General features: G+C 40.5%; 19 protein-coding genes. 5 read left to right on the forward strand and 14 right to left on the reverse strand.

Annotated elements, in window-relative coordinates:
- Positions 1–4 precede the first annotated feature (4 nt).
- The 3 genes from CVN76_RS19315 to CVN76_RS19325 all read right to left on the reverse strand — a co-directional run bounded on the left by CVN76_RS19315 (position 5) and on the right by CVN76_RS19325 (position 2,725).
- A complete protein-coding gene (locus tag CVN76_RS19315) occupies positions 5–973 on the reverse strand; it encodes a heme-dependent oxidative N-demethylase family protein (RefSeq protein WP_061144516.1) in 969 nt (322 codons plus the stop codon).
- Positions 974–1,003: 30 nt separating this feature from the next.
- A complete protein-coding gene (locus CVN76_RS19320) occupies positions 1,004–2,434 on the reverse strand; it encodes a purine-cytosine permease family protein (protein ID WP_100532658.1) in 1,431 nt (476 codons plus the stop codon).
- Between the two features lie 87 nt (positions 2,435–2,521).
- Positions 2,522–2,725, reverse strand: coding sequence for a hypothetical protein (locus CVN76_RS19325; protein ID WP_100530075.1), 204 nt, complete (start codon positions 2,723–2,725; stop codon positions 2,522–2,524).
- A 193-nt stretch (positions 2,726–2,918) separates the two neighbouring features.
- On the opposite strand from CVN76_RS19325, the gene CVN76_RS19330 reads away from it, so the two are divergent.
- Complete coding sequence (locus CVN76_RS19330; RefSeq protein WP_100532659.1) at positions 2,919–4,751, forward strand: sigma 54-interacting transcriptional regulator; 1,833 nt, start codon at positions 2,919–2,921, stop codon at positions 4,749–4,751.
- Between the two features lie 301 nt (positions 4,752–5,052).
- On the opposite strand, the gene CVN76_RS19335 is transcribed toward CVN76_RS19330, so the two are convergent.
- Positions 5,053–5,502 carry a hypothetical protein gene (locus CVN76_RS19335; protein ID WP_100532660.1) on the reverse strand — a complete coding sequence of 150 codons (450 nt, stop codon included), beginning with the start codon at positions 5,500–5,502 and terminating at the stop codon, positions 5,053–5,055.
- A gap of 236 nt (positions 5,503–5,738) precedes the next feature.
- On the opposite strand from CVN76_RS19335, the gene licT reads away from it, so the two are divergent.
- The 3 genes from licT to CVN76_RS19350 all read left to right on the forward strand — a co-directional run bounded on the left by licT (position 5,739) and on the right by CVN76_RS19350 (position 10,044).
- Entirely contained in the window at positions 5,739–6,581 is an 843-nt protein-coding gene (licT, locus tag CVN76_RS19340; RefSeq protein WP_100532661.1) for a BglG family transcription antiterminator LicT, read from the forward strand.
- 116 nt (positions 6,582–6,697) lie between these two features.
- Complete coding sequence (locus tag CVN76_RS19345) at positions 6,698–8,563, forward strand: beta-glucoside-specific PTS transporter subunit IIABC (RefSeq protein WP_100532662.1); 1,866 nt, start codon at positions 6,698–6,700, stop codon at positions 8,561–8,563.
- Positions 8,564–8,586: 23 nt separating this feature from the next.
- Positions 8,587–10,044: a glycoside hydrolase family 1 protein gene (locus tag CVN76_RS19350; RefSeq protein ID WP_100532663.1), complete on the forward strand. Its 1,458-nt coding sequence runs from the start codon at positions 8,587–8,589 to the stop codon at positions 10,042–10,044.
- 361 nt (positions 10,045–10,405) lie between these two features.
- Here CVN76_RS19350 and CVN76_RS19355 read toward each other — a convergent pair whose 3' ends face one another.
- The 3 genes from CVN76_RS19355 to CVN76_RS19365 are packed head-to-tail and all read right to left on the reverse strand — an operon-like array spanning position 10,406 to position 14,075.
- Positions 10,406–11,485, reverse strand: coding sequence for a Ger(x)C family spore germination protein (locus tag CVN76_RS19355; RefSeq protein ID WP_100532664.1), 1,080 nt, complete (start codon positions 11,483–11,485; stop codon positions 10,406–10,408).
- The gene (locus CVN76_RS19360) at positions 11,482–12,576 is read right to left on the reverse strand and encodes a GerAB/ArcD/ProY family transporter (RefSeq protein ID WP_100532665.1); all 1,095 of its coding nucleotides are present in this window, start codon (positions 12,574–12,576) and stop codon (positions 11,482–11,484) included. Before CVN76_RS19360 ends, CVN76_RS19355 begins: the two co-directional genes overlap by 4 nt.
- Positions 12,577–12,596: 20 nt before the next feature.
- On the reverse strand, positions 12,597–14,075 hold the full coding sequence (locus CVN76_RS19365) for a spore germination protein (RefSeq protein ID WP_100532666.1): 1,479 nt from the start codon (positions 14,073–14,075) through the stop codon (positions 12,597–12,599).
- A gap of 545 nt (positions 14,076–14,620) precedes the next feature.
- On the opposite strand from CVN76_RS19365, the gene CVN76_RS19370 reads away from it, so the two are divergent.
- Positions 14,621–15,256: a DUF3885 domain-containing protein gene (locus CVN76_RS19370; RefSeq protein WP_232732354.1), complete on the forward strand. Its 636-nt coding sequence runs from the start codon at positions 14,621–14,623 to the stop codon at positions 15,254–15,256.
- Between the two features lie 40 nt (positions 15,257–15,296).
- Here CVN76_RS19370 and CVN76_RS19375 read toward each other — a convergent pair whose 3' ends face one another.
- The 7 genes from CVN76_RS19375 to CVN76_RS19405 form a co-directional block, all read right to left on the reverse strand.
- A complete protein-coding gene (locus CVN76_RS19375) occupies positions 15,297–15,938 on the reverse strand; it encodes a DUF4272 domain-containing protein (protein ID WP_100532667.1) in 642 nt (213 codons plus the stop codon).
- A 258-nt stretch (positions 15,939–16,196) separates the two neighbouring features.
- On the reverse strand, positions 16,197–16,994 hold the full coding sequence (locus CVN76_RS19380) for a fumarylacetoacetate hydrolase family protein (protein WP_061142530.1): 798 nt from the start codon (positions 16,992–16,994) through the stop codon (positions 16,197–16,199).
- 153 nt (positions 16,995–17,147) lie between these two features.
- A complete protein-coding gene (locus CVN76_RS19385; RefSeq protein ID WP_100532668.1) occupies positions 17,148–17,573 on the reverse strand; it encodes a cytidine deaminase in 426 nt (141 codons plus the stop codon).
- 81 nt (positions 17,574–17,654) lie between these two features.
- Positions 17,655–18,911: a glutathionylspermidine synthase family protein gene (locus CVN76_RS19390; RefSeq protein ID WP_100532669.1), complete on the reverse strand. Its 1,257-nt coding sequence runs from the start codon at positions 18,909–18,911 to the stop codon at positions 17,655–17,657.
- 36 nt (positions 18,912–18,947) lie between these two features.
- A complete protein-coding gene (locus CVN76_RS19395; protein WP_100532670.1) occupies positions 18,948–19,256 on the reverse strand; it encodes a hypothetical protein in 309 nt (102 codons plus the stop codon).
- A 527-nt stretch (positions 19,257–19,783) separates the two neighbouring features.
- On the reverse strand, positions 19,784–20,836 hold the full coding sequence (locus CVN76_RS19400) for a sensor histidine kinase (protein ID WP_100532671.1): 1,053 nt from the start codon (positions 20,834–20,836) through the stop codon (positions 19,784–19,786).
- Positions 20,833–21,546: a response regulator transcription factor gene (locus CVN76_RS19405; protein ID WP_100532672.1), complete on the reverse strand. Its 714-nt coding sequence runs from the start codon at positions 21,544–21,546 to the stop codon at positions 20,833–20,835. Before CVN76_RS19405 ends, CVN76_RS19400 begins: the two co-directional genes overlap by 4 nt.
- Positions 21,547–21,649 lie beyond the last annotated feature (103 nt).

Here is a 21,649-nt window from a genome sequence, read left to right on the forward strand (position 1 = left end):
CGCTTTACCGTTTTTCATCAATGCGTCTCAAATATTCGACCGATTGTGGAAGAAATGGAGCTATCCCTTTGTATTCAGCCATAGGTTCCGGAATATCCTGGAGCACGCTATATGTCAGATCAAACCACTCCTGGCGCAATGTTAAATCTTCAAGTGGCAGGAACTGGGTGTTCAATACGAATAGAATCGCGTTGCTTCGTGGCATGCGATAAAATTTTTGTTCTTCAACTCGTAAACGAACCAGCTTTCCTGCACTTTCGGGCGTTATCTCAGAACGCTGCGGTTCCCACACATCCATCGTTTCATAATTGACATCCCAACGGTCCGCCATCAGGTTCCAGTTAATCCGAGTCCATGGCTTTCCTGGCTCAATGGATAATAAAAACTTACGAACGCGCTCTGCTAGCTCATCGCCCTTTCGCGATACAAATGGGACAGGTGCATGAATCTCATCGAAAGACATCCCTTTATTCCAGTTGGCTGAAAAAAGGGCTGCATAAGAGACCTGCCCCACTTCCAAATAGAAGTTACTATCGCGATGAACCATTAAGACAAAATCATTGTGGAAATGACGGCCAATATAATCAAGCGGCTCATTTGGAAGCGTACTGGCATCACCAAACACGAATGATTCTGACTCTCCTAAGATGTGGTTCTTGAACGTCCAGCTGCCTTCATCTTTAATGACCTCGAAATGCTCCGGGTAGCGATCAGTTGCCATGTCGATAAGCATTTCAAGTACTTCCCATTGCATCTCTAATGTGTGGGGAAACGATTGAAACCTTATATGCGGCTGCTCTTGAAGAAGACGCCGCTTCGCTTCCACTTGGAGTCTGTATTCTGGTGTAACTTCAATACAGTTAATGTTTGAGAGTGTTTTCAAATCGTTTGAATAGCGATAGTTACCAGAAGTGAATGGAAACGGAAATGTATCTAAATCAGTGGTTTTGAAATCCAATCTTTGTGTGAACATTGAACAATCTCCTCTCGTTATCAAAATTCTTTATAGTACGTTTTTTTCTATTTGGTTTCCTTTTAATTCAACAGATGAGCGACCTCTATCAACTTCATAACGGAAAATGTATTTAGCTGAAACATAGTAAGTGCCTAACGCGACAAAGTATGTTGGAATGCCGGCTGCTGTATAAAGGAAAAAGTTACTTGATTCAAAAGTCAATGGATTATAAAGTGCCCAGTAAACAATCGTCCCAATAACCACCGTAAAAACGGAAGAGGGGTTAACTCCTTTCCAATAGGTGTAACAGCCTTGTGTGTCATACAGATCTCTTAAAGAAATGCGTTGGCGCTTAACGAAGAAGTAATCTGAAACGACAATGCCGCCAAGAACAGCCATAATAAAGGAAATGACAGCAATGAATGAACCAAATGCATCGTAAAACGTAGAGCTTAAAAGCAAGAAAATAGCTGGTACCGTTGTTCCCATTGCAATCATCCATGACTTTTTTGGGAATACCGTTTTAAAGCTGACAGCTTGTGAGTACATAAGGAAAATGGCTGCACCAACATTCCCTACCGAAAGCAGAATCAAGCCAACGAAACCTCCCCAGCTACCTGCAATTGAAAACATCCAGTCGGAAGAATTAAGCGACCCGGCAACTAATGCAGCAAGTGCCCCAACTAAAGCAGCGATACAGACGATAATTCCATAGCTATAGAAGCCCGCTTTGAATGCCCCCCCTTCCGTTTTGGATAAACGGCTGTATTGGCCAAGGTATGGAAGCCATGAGAAGCCGAGTCCGATGTTTAATTCCAGGGCGGTCGCGAACGAACGTGAAGTCGTTTCAAACGGTTCGGAAGGAAGTATAGTAGCAACATTCGTGAATCCCTGTCCGAACAAGACTATTGCGAGAAGGCCAAACATGAGAACCAAAAAAGCAGGAACGGCTACTGTCGTATATTTCTGAATAGCTATCGGTCCCCTCACTGTTACCAGAAATGCACAGATAAAGAGTACTATCGCGAAAAACGGCGCTCCCGTTGTTTGGCTTGAGAAAAAGCCAGGCATCCTTATCCAATTAGCAGCCTCTGCCAAAGCCTGGCCAGACATAAAAAGCGCAATCGAAATATAGCCGAGAGTTAAAATAAGAAAAACAAAGAAAAAAATATTGGATCCTAGATAGCCTAGTGAACTTCGAAACCCGACAAAGGTGTCTATGCCGTAACGCGCAAAATACAAGGTAATGGGAACGATCAACAACATTGGGAAGGCATTACCGAATAAAATCGCTGCCAGTGAGTGCTTTAAATCAAGCATTGTACCTGTATATCCCCCAGTTAACAGCCCAAAAGATGAGAGACCAATAACAACCTGAACTAAAATTAAATCCCTAAGGTTAAAAATCCGGTCACTTTTACTTGCCGGTAAAAAGCCAAAGGCCACATCCTTCGAAATGGAGGAATTCTCTTTACTCACACGCTTCTCTCCCAACTATAGATATATTGATTGAATGGAATGGAATTACGGCTGTTAATGTAATAGACAATGTAAAAGTACACTACCTTAAACAAGTACATAGACTAAATAGACAATGATTAATAGCATGAAAAAAATAGAACCGGTCGCATCCCTCCATTTCATTTTGTCGACTTTCACAGCATCTTCCTGCTCATACGCATCGATCCGTTCATTCAAATCTGAATATAGACTTTTGATGAAGGGATCTTCTGACTGGATATTCTGTTGAAACTGATTCACTTTATTCAAAATTGCTTCTCCCCCCTTTGCCTTCTCTTGTTTATTCCCTCACTTTTCTTAAATGCAATAACCATGCCAACTAGAAAGTGCCATTATTAAAGCGTTTTCAATAGGAATAATATTCATTTTTGAAACTATTGAACAGTTGTGAAATTTCTGTCATATTGAATCTAGGAGTTTAATGAAAGGCAGGTAGACATTAATGGATTACTTCACCTCTGCACTCTTGTCTATTTATGATCAGCTTATCGTGACAGATAAAAAAGGCATCATACTGAAATCGAACGGAACGAGAAATTCCTTATTCCATACAATTAAATCTGCTAGTGCAGGCGGTTCTATCAAGGATGTCGAACAAGATCTATTTTCTACGAGCTTGGCAGAAGAGGTTATGGCCAAACATGAAAAAAAAACGTTCATGCAATCCTCATGGCAAGGGCTTGAGATGCTGGTGACGGCATACCCGATTGAATCAGGAGAATGGGTTTGGGCCTACAAAGAAATTAACGACTCTTATCCAGATAATTCAGGAAATCAATCCGGGCCATTCGCAGAATCGAAAAAACCATCTTTTCCATTTGTGATCCGAAGTAATTCCATGCTTGATGTTCTTCATAAAATGCAAATGGTTTGTGATGTTAGCGCAACAGTCCTTTTATTAGGCGAATCCGGTGTAGGAAAGGAAATGGCTGCCAGGGCCATACATAACATGGGTAAAAGAAGCGAAGGACAGTTCATACCAGTCAATTGCGGCGCTATCCCGGAAAACTTGATTGAAAGCGAACTGTTTGGCTACGTAGAAGGGGCTTTTACCAGTGCAAGAAAAGGCGGAGCCATGGGGAAATTTACACTTGCTCATAAGGGGATCTTATTCTTGGATGAAGTGGGAGAATTACCGCTTAACGTACAGGTCAAACTGCTTCGGGTTCTTCAAGAACGCATTGTCACACCAATTGGCAGTTCCACCTCCCACCCTGTTGACATTCAAGTGATTGCAGCGACCAATAAATCACTTGAAAAAATGGTGAAGAAAGGGGAATTCAGAGAAGACTTATATTATCGCCTTCATGTCGTGCCGATCCACCTTCCGCCGCTTAGAGATCGTGTAGATGAGATCCCCTATCTGGTTCAATTTTTCTTACAAAAGTACAATACACTGTACAATCGAATGATAGCTTTCACCCCGGATGCAATCGACATGCTATGTATCCATCAATGGCCAGGTAACGTACGTGAACTTGAAAATATCGTAGAAAGGCTTACAATTACGAGCAGAACTCCTGAAGTGGATGTTGCGATGATTAAAGAGGTCCTTCCTATTAAAGAGCCCAAACGGACTTCAACACCTGTTATCGATTTTCTAATGCCATTGCAAGAAGCAGTAGACCTTGTGGAGGAACAACTGATTAACATGGCAATGGAACAATACAAATCATTGAAATTAGCAGCGAAGGTATTGGAAGTTAGCCAGCCCACTATGAGTAGAAAATATAAAAAAATCCGTGATAAAATCGAAGAGGCACGACTATCACCAGTAAATAAACGGACCATCTTAGAAGAGCAAATAAATAAACGGCTCCGCTCCATTGCCGTTGTGACTGCAGCAATCATTCCCGCTGAGGAGGTTATTCGCCTACAACAAAACAACAACCTCTCAAATTCCTACTCTCAAAAATTGAAACAAAAGCTTACCTTGATCCAAGAAAAAGAAGGCGTAATTGAATGGGTTTTTATATTTAGCATGACGGATGATGGACGTCTGATTCACCTCGTTGCAGACAAAGGCTTTGTAATTGAGCCGATGGAAGAATATATCGGTCCGCCAGAAATGATGAACATTGCTTACCAGGCGTTTAATGGTAAAGCAGGTGTTACCCCCATATACGAAGACATGTACGGTGAGTGGAAAACAAGCCTAGCACCCATTATTGATGATGACGGCAATATCGTTGCCATTGTCGGATGTGATTATAGCAAATCTTATATTAATTCGGAAATGCAACGTCTCAGTAAGCAACTCAAAATCCTAATTTAAGTTTACATTGCAGGAACTGACCGGGATTGTTCAAACTGGCTGGATGCTATCTGATTAAATGAAAAAAGCTATTACAGGAGCGCCTTAAGAATAAGCTTTTGTAATTAGCTTTTGTATTAATCGCACATATACGTTATGCCTACAATAAAGAAAGAAAAAACCATATGGCGATATACATTCGTTATCTAAATTCCATGAGCAAAGCACCAATCTCTAGTAAATAAAACGCGAATTTCACGAGTATAAGCACGAAAATCACGTAGTCATGCACCTTTTTGTGTTGTAGTATTCATAACACAGCCTAGTTTTTTAAATAGATGACACTGTCACTTCTTTCCACTAGGAAATTCAAATCATCCTTAATATCAAGCATATTCTTAGTCTCAAAAGATATCCCATATCCATTATTTTCAGAATAGCCGTATAAATAGCAGACTACTTTTCCATCTTTCAGAAATACAATTTGATTCATGCCTTCATTTACAGTTTCGCTGATGTTCTCCCATTTATAACCGACCGTTTCATATATCTCTGTTTTCCGGGTATATGGAGTGAAGTCATATACGGCATCCCATTCGAATGGTGTAACATCCGGCAAATGTATTGTTTCAACGGCATGTCCAATTGCTAACACTTCTTCTCTTAGCAACTTTTCGTTTACTTCCCATTTATCCTTCTTTAATAGATTTATTAAGATAGCCATGCATATTATACCGAAAGCAACGATCACTACATTCTTATTAATTTTCATATTTATACCTCACCTTGATCAGTAACATTCCATATATCTGGATTGGCAATTTAGCAACATTCTATTGCAAAAGTAACCGCTATCATATATAATAAAATTATAATATTCTCAGAGGATTGTTACTGTTCGGCAGGCAAAACCTGGATCAATTCAAGTTATGGCAGGGAAAGCTGTCTGTAATTTGTATTGATCCAGGTTTTTTCATTTCAAAATTATTGAAGGAAATGTGATAATTTATGAAAATTAAAAAAATATTTAATAATAATGTCGCTTTAACAGAAGATTCAAATCAAACTGAGATGGTTGTCATGGGGAGAGGTCTCGCCTTCCAGAAAAAAAATGGCGACGAAATCGATCCAGTAAATATCGAGAAAACCTTTATTACCCCTTCTAAAGCCTTCGCTGACAAATTATCTGATTTGCTCGATGAAATTCCATATGAAATGATGGAGCTCTCAAAAGATATTATCGAGATGGCAAATGGGGACCTGCAGACAGAGTTGAATGACTCACTTTATTTAACCTTATCCGATCATATTCACTTTGCTGTCACAAGAACAAAGAACGGGTTTCCTATAAAGAATGCGATTATGTGGGAAGTGCAAAAGTTCTATAAAGCCGAGTACCGTGCTGCCCTTAAAGCATTGAATATGATAAAAGCGGAAACAGGAGTAAGCATGCCTGAGGATGAAGCAGCATCCATTGCCTTGCATCTTTTCAATGCACGGCAAGATGGCTCTGGTATGGAAGAGACAATGGCGATGACGAATATCGTCAATGATGTGACCAATATCGTTAAATATCATTATGGTTTTAATTTTAATGAAGAATCGATGAATTACAGCCGGTTCATCACCCATCTCCGTTATTTCGCATATAGGATTCTGCGCGGTGAGTTAAATGACGACAATAATGATGGTTTATATCAGCAAGTGAAGCTGCAATACCCTCAAGCCGACCAATGTACGAAGAAAGTGCAGGCTTATTTGAAAAAGCAATATGAAATGGAAATGACCACCGATGAGTTAGCCTATTTTATCATTCATATCCAGCGGGTTTCAAATCGGGAAAAAAAATAATGAATTCCTATAGGATTGTTACTGTTCGGCAGGCAAAACCTGGGAAGAATACGAAGTAGATTTCAATCTATTTGTATTCTTTTCAGGTTTTTTATTTTATCAAAGGAGAGGAAACAATGGATAATAAACAGTTAGGCAATCGAATCGTCCAGTTGGTGGGCGGCGAAGAAAATATCAATTCCCTCGTACATTGTGCCACACGATTAAGGTTCAAGCTGAATGATCGCAAAAAAGCTGACAAAGAAGCATTGAGCACAATCCCTGATGTTCTAACCGTAGTCGAAAAAGGCGGTCAATTTCAGGTGGTTATTGGCAATAAAGTAGGGAAAGTGTATACAGAGATCATGAATAACCATCCTATTCATAATCAAGATTCTTCCAATGAAAATGAAAGCAATGAAAAAGTGGGCATCATGTCAAAAATCTTTGAATATATTTCCGGGACATTTTCTCCATTGGTGCCCGCACTGGTAGGAGCGGGCATGATCAAAGCGCTGCTTGCAATCCTGGATATTTTGAATCTAATTGATATAAATGGAACAACCTATTCCGTATTGAATGCTGCATCAAGCGGTCTCTTTTATTTCTTGCCAATCTTCGTAGCCATTTCCGCCGCTAAGAAATTGAATGCAAACCCGTTCGTTGGCGGCGCCATCGGGGCAGGCTTACTCGATCCCAATTTCACGGCCATGCTAAAAGCCGACGGGCAAGTAAGTTTCATGAATATTCCGCTGATCGTGACGGATTATTCATCAACCGTTTTTCCTTTGTTAATTGCGATGGCTGTTTATGCTCCTTTAGAACGCTTCGTTAAAAAACGCACACCGGATACGATTCAATTGTTCTTTGTTCCAATGGTGGGTATTTTGGTCATGGTTCCATTAACGGCCTTAGTGTTCGGACCGTTTGCACAATACATTAGCTTGGCGATCGGGGCTGCCGTTACTTACTTGGTAGCTAAATCAGCAATCTTGACCGGTATCATCATTGCCTGCATTTGGCCAATACTGGTCATCCTAGGTGTGCATTGGGGCGTCGTACCGATCATGATCGATAATTTCTCACGTGGCGGAGATATAATTGGACCCATTACAGCTGCCTCTACATTTGCGCAGATGGGGATCGCCTTTGGTATCTTTTTACGCGCTAGGAAAAATAAAGAATTACGTTCCCTTTCAATTGCGGGTACGTTATCTGGATTGTTCGCAGGGGTAACGGAACCGATTCTTTACGGGATAGTATTAAGATATAAAAAGTTAATACCATTATTATTGATAGCCGGTTCGATTGGCGGCGCCATCGTCGCAACATTCAATGTAAGGTTATTTGGATTTGCTTTCAATAGTCTTCTGACCATCCCGGCCTATTCACCTACAATCGGCTATATTAGTGGAATCGGCGCCGCATTCCTATCTGCAGCCGTTCTAGCGTTCCTTTTTGGTACAGAAGGAAAGAAAAAGAATGCTGACGTTAAAGCTGGAAAAGCGCCAAAAGACACTGCCTCTCAATCAGAAGCTGGCTCGAACAAAACCTATGAATTATCTGCACCATTAAAAGGTGAGATGATACCTTTGGAAAACGTGGATGATGCCGTATTTTCAAGCGGGGCAATGGGTAATGGTGTGGCAATAGAACCAGCTGAGGGGATGGTTTCAGCACCATTCGATGGAAAGGTAGTGACGCTATTCCCAACAAAACATGCAATTGGCTTAATCAGTGATGATGGGGTTGAAGTATTGATCCATATCGGACTTGATACAGTTCAATTGGGCGGCAAACACTTTGACGCACATGTTGAAGCTGGTTCAGTCGTTAATAAAGGAGACAAACTGGTAACCTTCGATATTAAAGGTATTAAAGAGGCTGGCTATCAAGCTACAACACCCGTGATCATCACTAACACGGCAGAGTATTTAGATGTTGTACCAACAAAATCAGGACCCGTTACTTTAGAAGATACAATATTAACTATTGTAAAATAATCAAACTAAAAGGAGATTTCACTATGACACAATTCGAAGCAAAATTCCCAAAAAACTTTTATTGGGGCGGCGCAACTGCCGCCAACCAAATTGAAGGCGGATTTGATGAAGGTGGTAAAGGATTATCCGCGGCCGACTTTGTTGAGTATATTCCTAAAGATCAAAGAACGAAGGATAATGCAATGGAAATCACCTCTGAACAAATTCGAAAAGCACTAAGTGGTGAATCGACGGCACGTTATCCAAAACGTGAGGGCATTGATTTCTATCACCGCTATAAAGAAGATATCGCTTTACTTGCTGAGATGGGCTTTACGGCATTCCGGCTTTCCATTCATTGGGCAAGGATTTTCCCTAATGGCTACGATGAAGTGCCAAATGAAGCAGGCTTACAATTTTATGACAACGTATTTGCGGAATTAAAGAAATATAATATTGAGCCAATCGTTACATTATCACATTATGAAACACCTTATGGTTTGACGGATAAATATAATGGCTGGGTTGGTCGTGAGGTAATCAATCATTTTGTACATTATGCAGAAACGGTTTTCACACGTTATAAAGATATGGTGAAATATTGGATTTCATTTAACGAAATCAATATGATCACCATCAGCCCTTTTACCGGCGGAGGCGTCATATCAGATAAGGAAGCAAACTCCATGCAGGCAAGATATCAAGGTTTGCATCACCAATTTGTCGCAAGTGCACTGGCCACCAAAAAATTACATGAAATCATCCCTGATGGAAAAATGGGGTGCATGCTGGCAAGGATGAGCCATTATCCAAACACACCCAATCCTGCAGATGTCATAAAAGCGCAAAAGGATAATCAGGAAAATCTATTCTTTACAGATGTCCATGTTCGTGGTGAGTATCCTAAATATATGGATCGTTTCTTCATTGAAAATAATATTGAGATCATCAAAGGAACTGGGGATGACGAGATCCTTAAGCAGCATCCAGTGGATTACATCACCATTAGTTATTACATGTCCATGTTATCCTCCGCTTCCCCAGAAGGAGAGCGAACAGAAGGAAACTTAATGAACTCATTAAAAAACCCGTATTTAGAAGCATCTGAATGGGGATGGCAAATTGATCCGATCGGGCTGCGTGTCGTATTGAATGAGATGTATGATCGCTATCAAGTGCCTATCTTCATGGTTGAAAATGGATTGGGTGCCTATGATAAGGTCGAAGAAGACGGTTCGATCCATGATCACTATCGGATTGATTACTTAAGGAAACATATAGAGCAAATGAAAGAAGCTGTCGGTGATGGAGTTGAATTGATGGGGTACCTGGCCTGGGGACCTATCGACTTAGTTTCCATGTCAACAAGTGAGATGTCGAAACGGTACGGCTTCATTTATGTCGATAAAGATGACGAAGGCAATGGAAGTTTGGAAAGAAGCCGTAAAGATTCTTTCTACTGGTATAAAAAAACGATAGAAAGTAATGGTGAAGCACTATAAATTGAATGTCGATCGTGTGCCGCTCCCCTTCCCTACCGATCCCTTAGCGGGAGCTCGCTGCGCGAGGTAAACAATAAAGGAATATAGGCCAAGGTGTTAGACGCTTGTGGAAGAACAAGCGTTTAACACCTTTTTTCTTTTGATCACATGATGTACAGTGATACAACTTACCTGCTTCTTCAATATTGTTGCCAACGAACATGGCATGTCTCAAAGTCATGGCTTCTAGAAAAGAACAGCTTCTAACGATTGGTGAAGGCTCATACATAAAAAAACAAGCGCTATCAACGATTAAGTTGGAAATAGCTTGCTTGTTTTAGTTTGGTTGTACCTTTGATATTGAATCTTCTTTTTGACTTCACTATTTATTCGAAATGCCGGTGTTTGTTATACGGATCTTCATATGAAATTTAACCGGAACCGTCGGGTATCGTTCGTCCCAGGATTTTTTATCGAAGTTCCGAAAATGGCTCCGCGCCTTTTCTGTGATACCAAGCGGATCAACCTCCAGCTCTTGAAATTTATTCATCATCTTGGCTGCTCTTACCGTCGTTCCTTTACTCCATGCCTGCTCCATTTCCTTCAATGTGCCCTTCCCTACCGATATGCTTGGCGCATCCTTAACCTCTCCTAAAAACGAGACATGAACGTCGACCCGGGGATCATCTTGACTGCCGGACACTTTATACTTCACTTTCGAGCGGATATTTTGAATGGCTATGTATTTTTTGTTCTTCAGGCTGAATTGATCCGTACCTGTTTTGGTCTTTTCGTAGAGAAGTTTAAATAAATAACTTTCTTTATCGGACATCGCACCAACGTAGTGGTCATTCTTAAAAAGTGCTAGACCTTTAAATCGAATATGGTCATGTTTTTTTTCAATAATGGGCAGAAAGGGATCTTGGACAAAGCCGTTATACTGATCCAGGAAGACATGAACCGTCGGTTTCGGGATCATGTCTTTCAAATTTCTCTCCATGAAATCGGAAAGATATTCTGCAGATGTCGGTGAATTAGGATACTTAAAGGTCAACAGATCCTCTACACTCCCGTCGACTACCGCCATGTACACATCTCTGCCTATATCAGTAGATCTCCCGAGCGGATCGGTAAGCTCCGCTACTCCGTGTTTTGCCAGTTCTTTACTAATTAAAAAATTTTGCAATCGCCCCGTGACGAGCTTTCGTTGGGACTCCAGCTGCTGCTTTTGCAAGATGTCCAGAAAGGTATGGCCTACCGCCGTAAAAAATGCATCGAGCGGCTGAACATCTATGCCGGCAGGATAGAATGGAGCGGCGGCCGTTCCCTTCATCCGGTGCTCGTCCACATAGTCATAACCAATGGCAGACACATGCTGGATATCTTCAAGTATCTTCGTTTCAATTGAATTATAGAGCAGCAGGATGAGCGTAAAAATGCACCAAAAAAGGTATTTTTTCATGACGTTCTCCTCGATTTGCCTTTAATCACTTGATAAAAAAAGATAAACGGAATATACGCATACATGACGTAAAGACTCACCAACCCCATTACAGAATTTAGCTGATCGATCTGCTCGCGGGTTTTCAAAAAAGTAGCCGCCACAGCTGTCATGAAGAGAATGGCGATAAGACTATGTTTTTGCTTCAAGCTAAACAGCTGCTTCAAACCTCTAGTGCCTGCCCAAATATACAAACAAACACTATTCACGACGCTAAACAGCCAGAAAGAAAGCCCTAGGAACTCAAACCTTTCAAGGAAAGGAAAATCAGCGATTTGCCAAATGGTTAATGTAGGCCAAATCGACTCAAGTAATTGATTCTTGGAAAAGTACATAAGGGAAACAATCATTATGACTAAATAGCTGATTGTACTAAAAGCCGTTCCATAATGCCCCCATTTTTGCGATCGTGGAGCATCTTTTATAAAAGTATAAAAGAAAAAAATCGTTTCAAAGCCGGTCAAGCTATAGGTCATCGTTTTGGAGGCGGATAACAACTCTGCCGCGGAATGATCGAAAATAGGAAAAAGATGAGATATTTGCATATGCCGTAAAGGGAAACCTAACATAATAAAAAAAATAGGCGTAGTAAATATGAAACTAAGGAAACAAATTCCAACAATGATTCGAAAGCCCCCTATGACATAGACATACACGAGCATTGAGAGAATCAAGGCCATATACCATGTTTCCAATTGCGGGAAAATCCAAACTTGAATCAATTCGGTATAACTGCGAACGACGGAGATGGCCAAAGTCAGCAAATAAACGATCAAAGCCAAACTAAGCATCCCGCCAAGCCATTTTCCAAACAATTCCTTGTGGATGACAGTAATATCGTTCGTTCCTTTATTTAAGATTTGATATATCATCCACAAGACAACGTGTATCGAGATACCGGCGATAAAAACAGCGATCCATGCATCATTTCCCACAACTTTAACAATTTCCCGTTGAAAACTGAAAACCCCCAGACCAAATTGCGCAGCGACGATAAGATAAAAAACAAAAAACGGAGAGACTTTCCCGTTCTCGGACGGTAAGGGCAGCATACAGCACCTCCAAAGGTAAATTAGTCGTCGTCAATATCCCAATCTTTTTTTTGTGAAGCCTCCTGCTGAAATCTCTGACGATCTTGCGCCCTTATTTGCAGAGGACGGAGTGCTTGCTTGCTGAATGGCAGCCGGATGATCGAGTCCTTGAAGTCCTCCACGCGTAATGGATAGATGGGCTCAAGGAATGGGCGGCCGAGAGAAGTTAGCTTTAATAAATGAGAAATAAGCAAAGCAAAGCAGACGGCGACTCCGACAAGGCCCAGCAGATGAGCAAACAAGATAAATGGAAAGCGAATGAGGCGGATCACGCTGCTGACCTGGTAGATAGGTGTAGTGAAGGAAGCAAGCGCACCCGTAGCCACGACAATAAGCAGTACATTGCTCGTCAAGCCTGCTTGGACAGCCGCTGTTCCGAGCACTATACCGCCGACAATACCGATTGTTTGGCCAATCTTTGTCGGCAGCCGCGCGCCAGCTTCCCGCAAAAGCTCAATCGCCAATTCAAGAAGGATCGCTTCCAAAAAAGGCGGAAAAGGAATGGTTCCCCGTGATGTTATCAGCAAGCTCAGTACATCACGGGGGATCATTTCATAATGATAAGTTAATATGGCTACATAAGATGATGTGGCTAAAATGGAGAACAGAACCGCAAAAATCCTGAGCAGCCGGAAAGCGGAAGCGACATTCCAAATGGAAAGGTAATCCTCAAATGCCGTGAAATAAGTAATGAGTGAAACGGGACCAGATATCGCAGTGGGCGACCCATCCGAAAAAATGCCAACCTTCCCTTCTGCGAGTACGGCCGCAAGCCGATCTGGCCTCTCTGTATCAATTAACTGCGGGAAGGGCGAGTTTTTATTATCAGCAATCATTTGGCTAAGAAACGAAGTATCGGCGATTTCATCATATTCGATTCCATTAATCCGCTGGATGATCGTTTTCACATTTTCCGGGTCGGCGATACCTTTCACATAGACGACTGCGACCCGGGTTTTCGATAGCTTTCCGACCACCAGTTCCTTTACCTGCAGTTCGGGAATAGGCAAGCGTTTACGAACAAGATTTAAATTCGTATCAATTGATTCCACAAAAGCTTCCTTCGGTCCGGCAACCGTATATTCCGTTTCCGGGGTTGTTACTTGCCGCTTTTCAACGGAAGGCACCGGAACCACTAGGCAGTCCGGGTTCCCTTCTTTTATGTAAAAAATCAAACTTCCGGTCATTAATTTATTTTGTATATCGGTAATATTGTCTGTTATAGAAACATCCTCGATTGGCAATATTGCTTTTATTTCCTCCAAAGTAGAAGGACTCTTTGCTTTAAAGCAAGCAAGGACATCATGATGGATAATTTCAGGTTTCACCAACGTTTTAAAATAGGCAATGAAAAAGGGCGAGTCATGAAGCCTAAAAGTAAGAAAGTCTGCCGACTCTTCACATGCTTGTAAAAGCTTGGCAAGCTCGCTTTTTTGAAAAGCTGAATCAGTTTTCAGCATTCGAAATTCAACCTCTCTTTGTTATTGCCACATTAGGGGAACGGTTAATTCAATAATTTTAATATGGGTATAGCAGACACGCCTTATACACTATTGCCTATTTTTTTCATTAGGCTTGTGACAACGACATATCTTTAAACGAAAAAAAACTGGAGACTCTCCTCCAGTTTTTTTTTCATTTTAATCGCTGTTATGATTTTCAATGGTATAAAAGCATCACTGCCCATTTCTTTTGAATGGTGCCAGGTCCAAGCTTGCCCTACCTTTATTGTTATTCTTTATAGCAGACTTTAATAAAAAATGCTTACATGAGTAATCGTTGCAGATGATTCGTTAGCTCGACATGTACAAATAGGCATACAAGGAAAAACACTTTATATATGGCCTTGCCATCATAAAAATTCCATGGAAGTTCCCACCTATATAAACCGACTAATCATACCATGGTTGCCTAATGTGGACATTTCAGAAAAACGGTGAACGAAATACACTCACACAGTATAATACAGAATAGGAACAAGAAAGAAAAATAAAGAGGTGTAAACATGTTATTAAACGACTTTATGAGGGAAAATTTCCCGAACTTAGAATTGAGCCCCCCCTTGTTTTATAATTGGAAAGTCGGTATCCGTTTTGAATTGGGTGTGGACTATGATAGTGATGATGCTCATGAAAATAGCCCCTATATACAAGGAGTATATAAAAGGGCCATCACTTTATTTAAGTCTTTGCACACTATTGACGATGATATTTTTATCGTTGCTGACGCAGACGATTTTGCAGATGGTTATAAACATAGAACAAGAGTTTTTTCTCGTTATCTGAAAGATAAATCGTTCTTATATCGGTTGAACCTTACAACAATTCCATATCATTTTCCTGAAGATGAAGATGAAGAAATATATAAAACATATCGATTCACCTTAAAATGTAAAACGTCTGACTTCAGGTACATTTCGATGATAAAAGCAATCTGCAATCAGGATATGGGTATAAAACCCAGTATTTTCAATAGAATCTATTTTATAAATATTAGCAGGAAAACTATATTTTACATATATGATGACAGAGGTTGTGATTTATTGGCGACCACGCCCGAAACTGTAAGAGATGTTTATCAAAAATACAACGATTGGTTATTGGATTACGACAGAATTGCTATAGACGAGATATTCAAGTAAGGGATTACCTTTACATCACGAAGTCTCGGAAGGAATAATTTTATGTACTTGTACTTACATCGTCCCATTCTTCCTCCATATAATTCACTAGCCAATTAAGAGTGTAATGTCTTTCATAGACTACACCTGCCTCTAGCGATGATGGGGTTACCAAATCATTTAATTGTGCCTCTCTGACAGCCCAATATGCCCTGTAGGTAAAATCAAGAATATCCAATATTTCACCGACGGGCTTTATAGCGGATTTTTCCAGCAGCTCTTGTTTCGTACTAAGTAGAACGGTTTCAAAAACAAAGTCAGCATCACACGTACCGGCTGGTGCATCCAGATCGGAGATTAGATTTACGGACCAAAGTAGAAGCCATATGCATTCGAGTTTCCAAGAGTACTGAATCCGCTCATTCTCAATGATAGGGTTTGTTGATAAAAACTTTTTCTCCTCTTTTGTGAATAACCCATTGGCATGATACTTCTCAATGAAATCTTCAATTTTTTCTGGCGGAGCTTCCATAGCTTTCGCTGCAACTATCGATAATGGAATGATTCGGTTTATTATCTCTTCTTTCGTTCTAAGAGAAACTGCAGCTTCATCTACAATTACGGGTAGATGTTTATTTATCGGCACCCTTAGGTATTTCAAAATTTTTTCAGAATCTTTTTTCCTTTTTTTCGAGCTCTTCATTCCGCACCTCGAAAATTGTAAAATTATCCATTAACTATACCAAAAGAACTACTTTCTCTCAACTGCTCGGCCCGTTAATGCCGCCACCCACCCCCTCGGTTCCTTCCTCTTTTCCCATAAAAAGAGCTGCCTTAAAGGCAGCTCTGACTTCGACACATAGGAATAGCTATCTTCATGCAAATCAAGACAATGCCCACTATATTGTTTATATAGATTGGCCCATCTATTGAAGAAGGAAGAATGCTAGGCTAGTATCACCTATTGAACATTATTACTCAATTGACCGATATTCTCGACTTCCACAACGATTTCATCCCCAGATTGGACTGGGCAGCTGCCGGATGGTGAGCCTGTTGCCAAAATGTCACCTGGCTCCAGTGTCATTACTTGTGAAAGCCAGCTGATTAGATACGGAATGCTCAGAGACATTTCATTCGTATTGCCGTCTTGGACAACACGGCCGTTTAGAGTGGTCACGATCCGTAAGTTGGTCGGATCCACACCCGTTACGATGCACGGCCCCAAAGGCCCGAACGTATCAAATCCTTTACCCCGCGTAAACTGTGGATCTTTTTTTGTTAGGTCTCTTGCTGTGACATCATTGAAAATCGTGCAGCCAAACACATAATCAAGCGCATCTTCTTCTTTTATGTTTTTTCCGCGCTTCCCAATGATCAAGGCCACTTCGCCTTCAAGTTCCACTTGGTTGGTTAATTCGGCTGGAGGAAGCACAATCGTTTCCTTGTCTGCTATAAGTGAAGATAATGGCTTTAAGAATAGAAATGGTTCAACAAGGTTTGCCTCTCCCCCTGTTTCCTTTGCATGGCCTGCATATGTCCACCCGAAATTGACCACTTTGGAAGGTTTTACAGGTTCCAGAATTTTAACATCGCTATATTTCACCTTAACCCCGTCATACTTAATTTCCTTGTTGACTAGTTCGGCGAAACTGCTCGACAATTGTAATATTGAATCATCCTCAACAATTCCGTAATGTATATTGCCTTCTTGATTTTGATAACGTACTATTTTTTGTGTTTTTTGTAAGACTTGCATTATGAATGAACTCCTTTGATGATAAGATGTACTTACTTCCGTTAATAAAAAATCCGGCTATGCTATACTATATTAACATACCTGTTCTTTCAGGTGAAAAAAAGAAATGTCATCGCAACTCCATCTTCAAATAAAGTGGGAAATCATTTTTGGTCATGATTCCCGACTGTATTTAAGTGGAATCAGTTCACCAATTTTCGTTTTCTGTAACTTCCCTTCCATTTCCAAAACAATAAAACAATCTGGTGAATAATCGGAAATTAATTCCCTGCACATCCCGCACGGACTTACTACTTTTAACTTTCTATTCTTTTCATCGGAATAGGGATGTCTTACTGCAACAATCGTATCAAAGTATTTTTCTCCGTTCGAAATTGCCTTTCCAATCGCGATAGCTTCAGCACATACTGAAACCCGCCCGATATATGCTTCCATATGTACCGCTGAAACAATATCCCCCGACTTTGTTTTTAATGCTGCTCCCACATGATGTCTATCATCTTCATAGAGGGTTGTAATTACTTTTTTAGCTTCATCTATTAATGCAAAATCACTTTCTGTTAAAGGATACGTTTTCATTTCTGTTCCTTCACTCTCCTTTTATGTTTATCGCGTCATAGTGGGCGTATAGACTCTTTTTCAGTGAAAACATGAAACTATTTACCACTTCTCAATGGCCACTGGACAAAACATGGAAAGATTGCCGGTTATTTTTTCACCTACACGAAGGAACAAGCCACTAGCTTCTCCTCCAATTAAGAAGGAACCTACAAGCATTTTGCCGCTATATTCTCCGTCCCAAGTATTCACCGTTTTATTGGGCATCTCTACATATTGTTGATAAACCTTTTGCCATTCTGCGTAATAATCTTCTTCATCTTTTTCGACTAACTTGGAAAAGCTGTCAAAAATCTCTACACTTCCGCCTTCGCGCCCGTAAATTGGCTTTGCTACATACGCTTCATTCTCAAAAGGAAAATCACCTTTTAAATAAGTGGGCAAAAAATGACGACGGATGCTTTCTCTTTCTTCATAGCTGAAAATCCCGCTATCATCCCGCAGAGACCATATCAATGCTAAAACCGCTTTAGACTGCATAAGGAAGGCGCCGGGCGGATTTATTAATATTACCTTACCATCAGCAATATGTTGTAAAAAAGAGAGACCAATTTCCCTTCCGGCAGAATCTTTATCATCAACTAAGTATTCAAGCGGATACAGTCGATACAAGAAGTTAATCCTATCCCCTTCTTGGTCGAACAGCCCCTCATCCGAAACGATGATATCTTCAATAGCTATGAATTTAGTGTTATGTAATCCGCTATTAGTTAAATTGAATAGCACAGTTTCGCGGTCTTCATCGTGCCAGCCGTAAGAAGTAAAATGAACGGTATCATCATTTGATAGATTATATTGTTTGCTGATTATTGCCCACGTTCTTTTGATGTTTTCCTCAAGTTTATTCGGAGATACAAATCCATATTCCTCACATATGATTTGATTAACGATGGATGATTCTATGTATCCTGTCGGTGTATCACAATTCACTTCAACCAGCTGGATTTCATCTTCATTAACAATGAAATCCATTCTTGTAAAGTAGCTAAAAAAATCACTGGGAACATTGGCAGCATCCCAGGTATGGACAGGCAAACCTAGTTGGGACTTCCAGACGTTACTTTCTTGAGAGCCGTCCAGCAGTTTGTGATACATTTTATTGTATACATTCCCTATTTTATTGGTAACACGATTAATCCTGTCTATTTCCCGTTGAGAATATGTATGTATATCATATGACATATATTGGTGCCAATCTTCATCTTCTTCTACACTGCCCCAGGTAAAGCCCTTTTTGACCATTTTATCGTTAAGTTCAATCCATTTTAACAGATAGTGTGCTTCATCCTTTTTTTCCATATCGTTCTCTCCTTAGATGCATTTTGAAATGGCGATTTAACTGCTTGCCCCACCTTTTCCGCTTCCAATACCGGTGGAACCTTTACTCGATCCACTGACGGCATCATTTTTCGTTGTCTTGGAACCAGTTACCGGAGGAACCACTGTATGATTGCTTGAATTTGTATTGGTATGGGTGCTAGATCCCGAGCCCGAACCTGAGCTTGATTCATCTTGTTCTTCGTCTTCCTTGTATTTTTCAGCATTTTTATTAACAGAAGGAGCAGATCCGCAACCTGCCAAAACAGAGCTGGTTAGCCCTAAAGTCGCTATCAATGAGGTTAATTTTTGCTTATTCATTTTCATTTAACATTCACCATATTTTCAGTTGTATTTTTTTGAGTATCGGCGATGCCTAAGTTAGCTATCCAAAGGTTCTCTATATTCTACGGTTGAAAAGCCCTAATAGTTTCATAATATTTCCTTATTGAAACAACTCTGTCCCTTTCGTTCCAAAAGAAAAAACTGCCTAGAAGGCAGCTCAAGTACTACTCCGGTTTCTTATGTAAAAAAATGGAGTCCCACAGCCAAAGGACAACAGCAGTAGAAAGGCTTAATTTATAGTACTGTTTCATTTTTACTATATCATGGCAGCGTTAATGAGAAAATAGTGTACAACAATAAGTAAAGTAAGTTAAATTTCCTTGGATACTTATTGAGAATAACCTGTAAGGACACAGCAAATGGCACCACGTATAAATCTTGATCAATACTTATCTCGCCTCTTTATGACATGATCTATCTTCAAGATGTAAAACCTTTCTTTTGGAAACGTAAAGAAACAAGATGGCATGTATTTGCTAGGCAAAAACAAAAGCACGGTAAGCGTTGGACTACTTTAAGGGCCTTTGGCCAGTTCTTGTAAGAGTGAACCAAAATGTGCAGCCTGCCTTGTCGTTCCGTTCGACTCCTATTTCACCATCATGCAGCTCGATAATGGACTTGGCTATTGCCAGCCCTAGTCCGGATCCACCTGTTTCTCTATTTCTGGATTTCTCTACACGATATAATCGTTCGAAAACATAAGGCATATCTTCTTCTGGTATCCCCTCGCCTTCATCCGTTACGGATATTTTTATATATCCGTTCTTATACCTTCGTCCTATGATTTTTATGGTACCATTCATTGGGGAGTATCGAATTGCATTTTCCAATAAATTGATGACAGCTTGTTTCATTTTTGATGGGGATATTAAAACCGGTTCCAATTGTTCTGGTAAGTCCACTTCTATATTGAGCTTCTTTTCTTCAATTTGAAACAACTGATTTTGGAGTGTCTCAACGATCAGCTGATCTATATGGTATGGTTGTTTCTCAAGAGTGATCCCATCTGCATCAAGCTGAGACAGTTGAAAGAGTTCGTCTATTAAGTCGCTAAGCCGTTGGGTTTCAAGTCCTAGTGTCCTTAAATATTGCTTGAAGGTTTCTTTGTCTTCTACGACACCATCTTCAAGCGCTTCGGAAAAGGCCTTGATGGACGCGATCGGTGTTCGTAGGTCGTGTGATATATTTGCAACCAATTGCTTTCTAGATGCTTCGGATTTAGATAGATTTTCAAAACTTTTTAGTAATTGCTCATTCATATCATTAAAATTCGAGGCCATAGTGTTTAACTCAATAATTTTACTTTCGCTTATCCTGCAATTAAAGTCCCCTTCCCGAATTTTCTTGGCACCGGCTGATATATCCTGAATGGATTTTAAAATGGGTTTAGTCAGGTACAAATGTACTAGGATGGATATAACTGTAGCAATTAACGTAATGATGACTAACAAATTAAAAATCGTCGGGGGCAGTACCATTTCAACATAACTGAAGATCAAGAAAATCACAATTACCCCAATGCTTGCGATGTTAGCTAAAAGGAGCTGGGTTCTTATTTTCATTCTTCATCCCCGCTTTCAAACTTGTAACCCACTCCCCAAACCGTCTTAAGCATTTGAGGGTTGGATGGATCACTCTCCAGTTTCTCACGCAATCGCCTCATATGGACAGTCACCGTTGTTGTATCTCCCTCAAACTCCATATTCCAAACTTTATCCAATAGTTGGGAGCGCGAGAAAACTTGCTTTGGATGGTTAATCAAGAGCCAGAGGATGTCAAACTCCTTCATGGTCAATTCAACTGGATTTTGACTGAGATAAACCGTTCTTGTCACTTCATTAACCTCTAGCTCCCCGTATTGGACAAGTTTTACTTTCTCTTCCCTATTTTCCATGAGTAACGGATTCCTTCCCAGCAGCCGGAAGATCGACTTAACCCGCAATACGAGTTCCCTCGGGCTAAACGGTTTGGTGACATAGTCTTCTGCTCCATTTGTCAGCCCCATCAGCCTTTCCTGCTCTTCCCCTCTTGCCGTTAACATGATGATCGGAACATCATCCACCTCACGTATTTCCTGGCACACTTCCCATCCAGTTTTATAAGGCATCATTAAATCCAGAATAACCAAATCTGGCTTTTGTTTTTTCCATTTGGCAATGGCCTCCTCGCCATCACTCGCTTCAATGGTGAGGTAGCCCTCCCTTTGTAAATACCTTTTGCAAACATCTCTTATGCTGCTTTCATCATCTACAATCAAAATCTTTTTTGTCATTATTTCACCTGTCCCTATTAAAAATAATCCTCATGCAATTTTGCGCATGGGGGATATATTGAACGTTCAAACAAAAATGTTTGCAGCGAGCGCTGCGAAATCC

The sequence above is a fragment of the Bacillus sp. mrc49 genome (assembly GCF_002803435.1).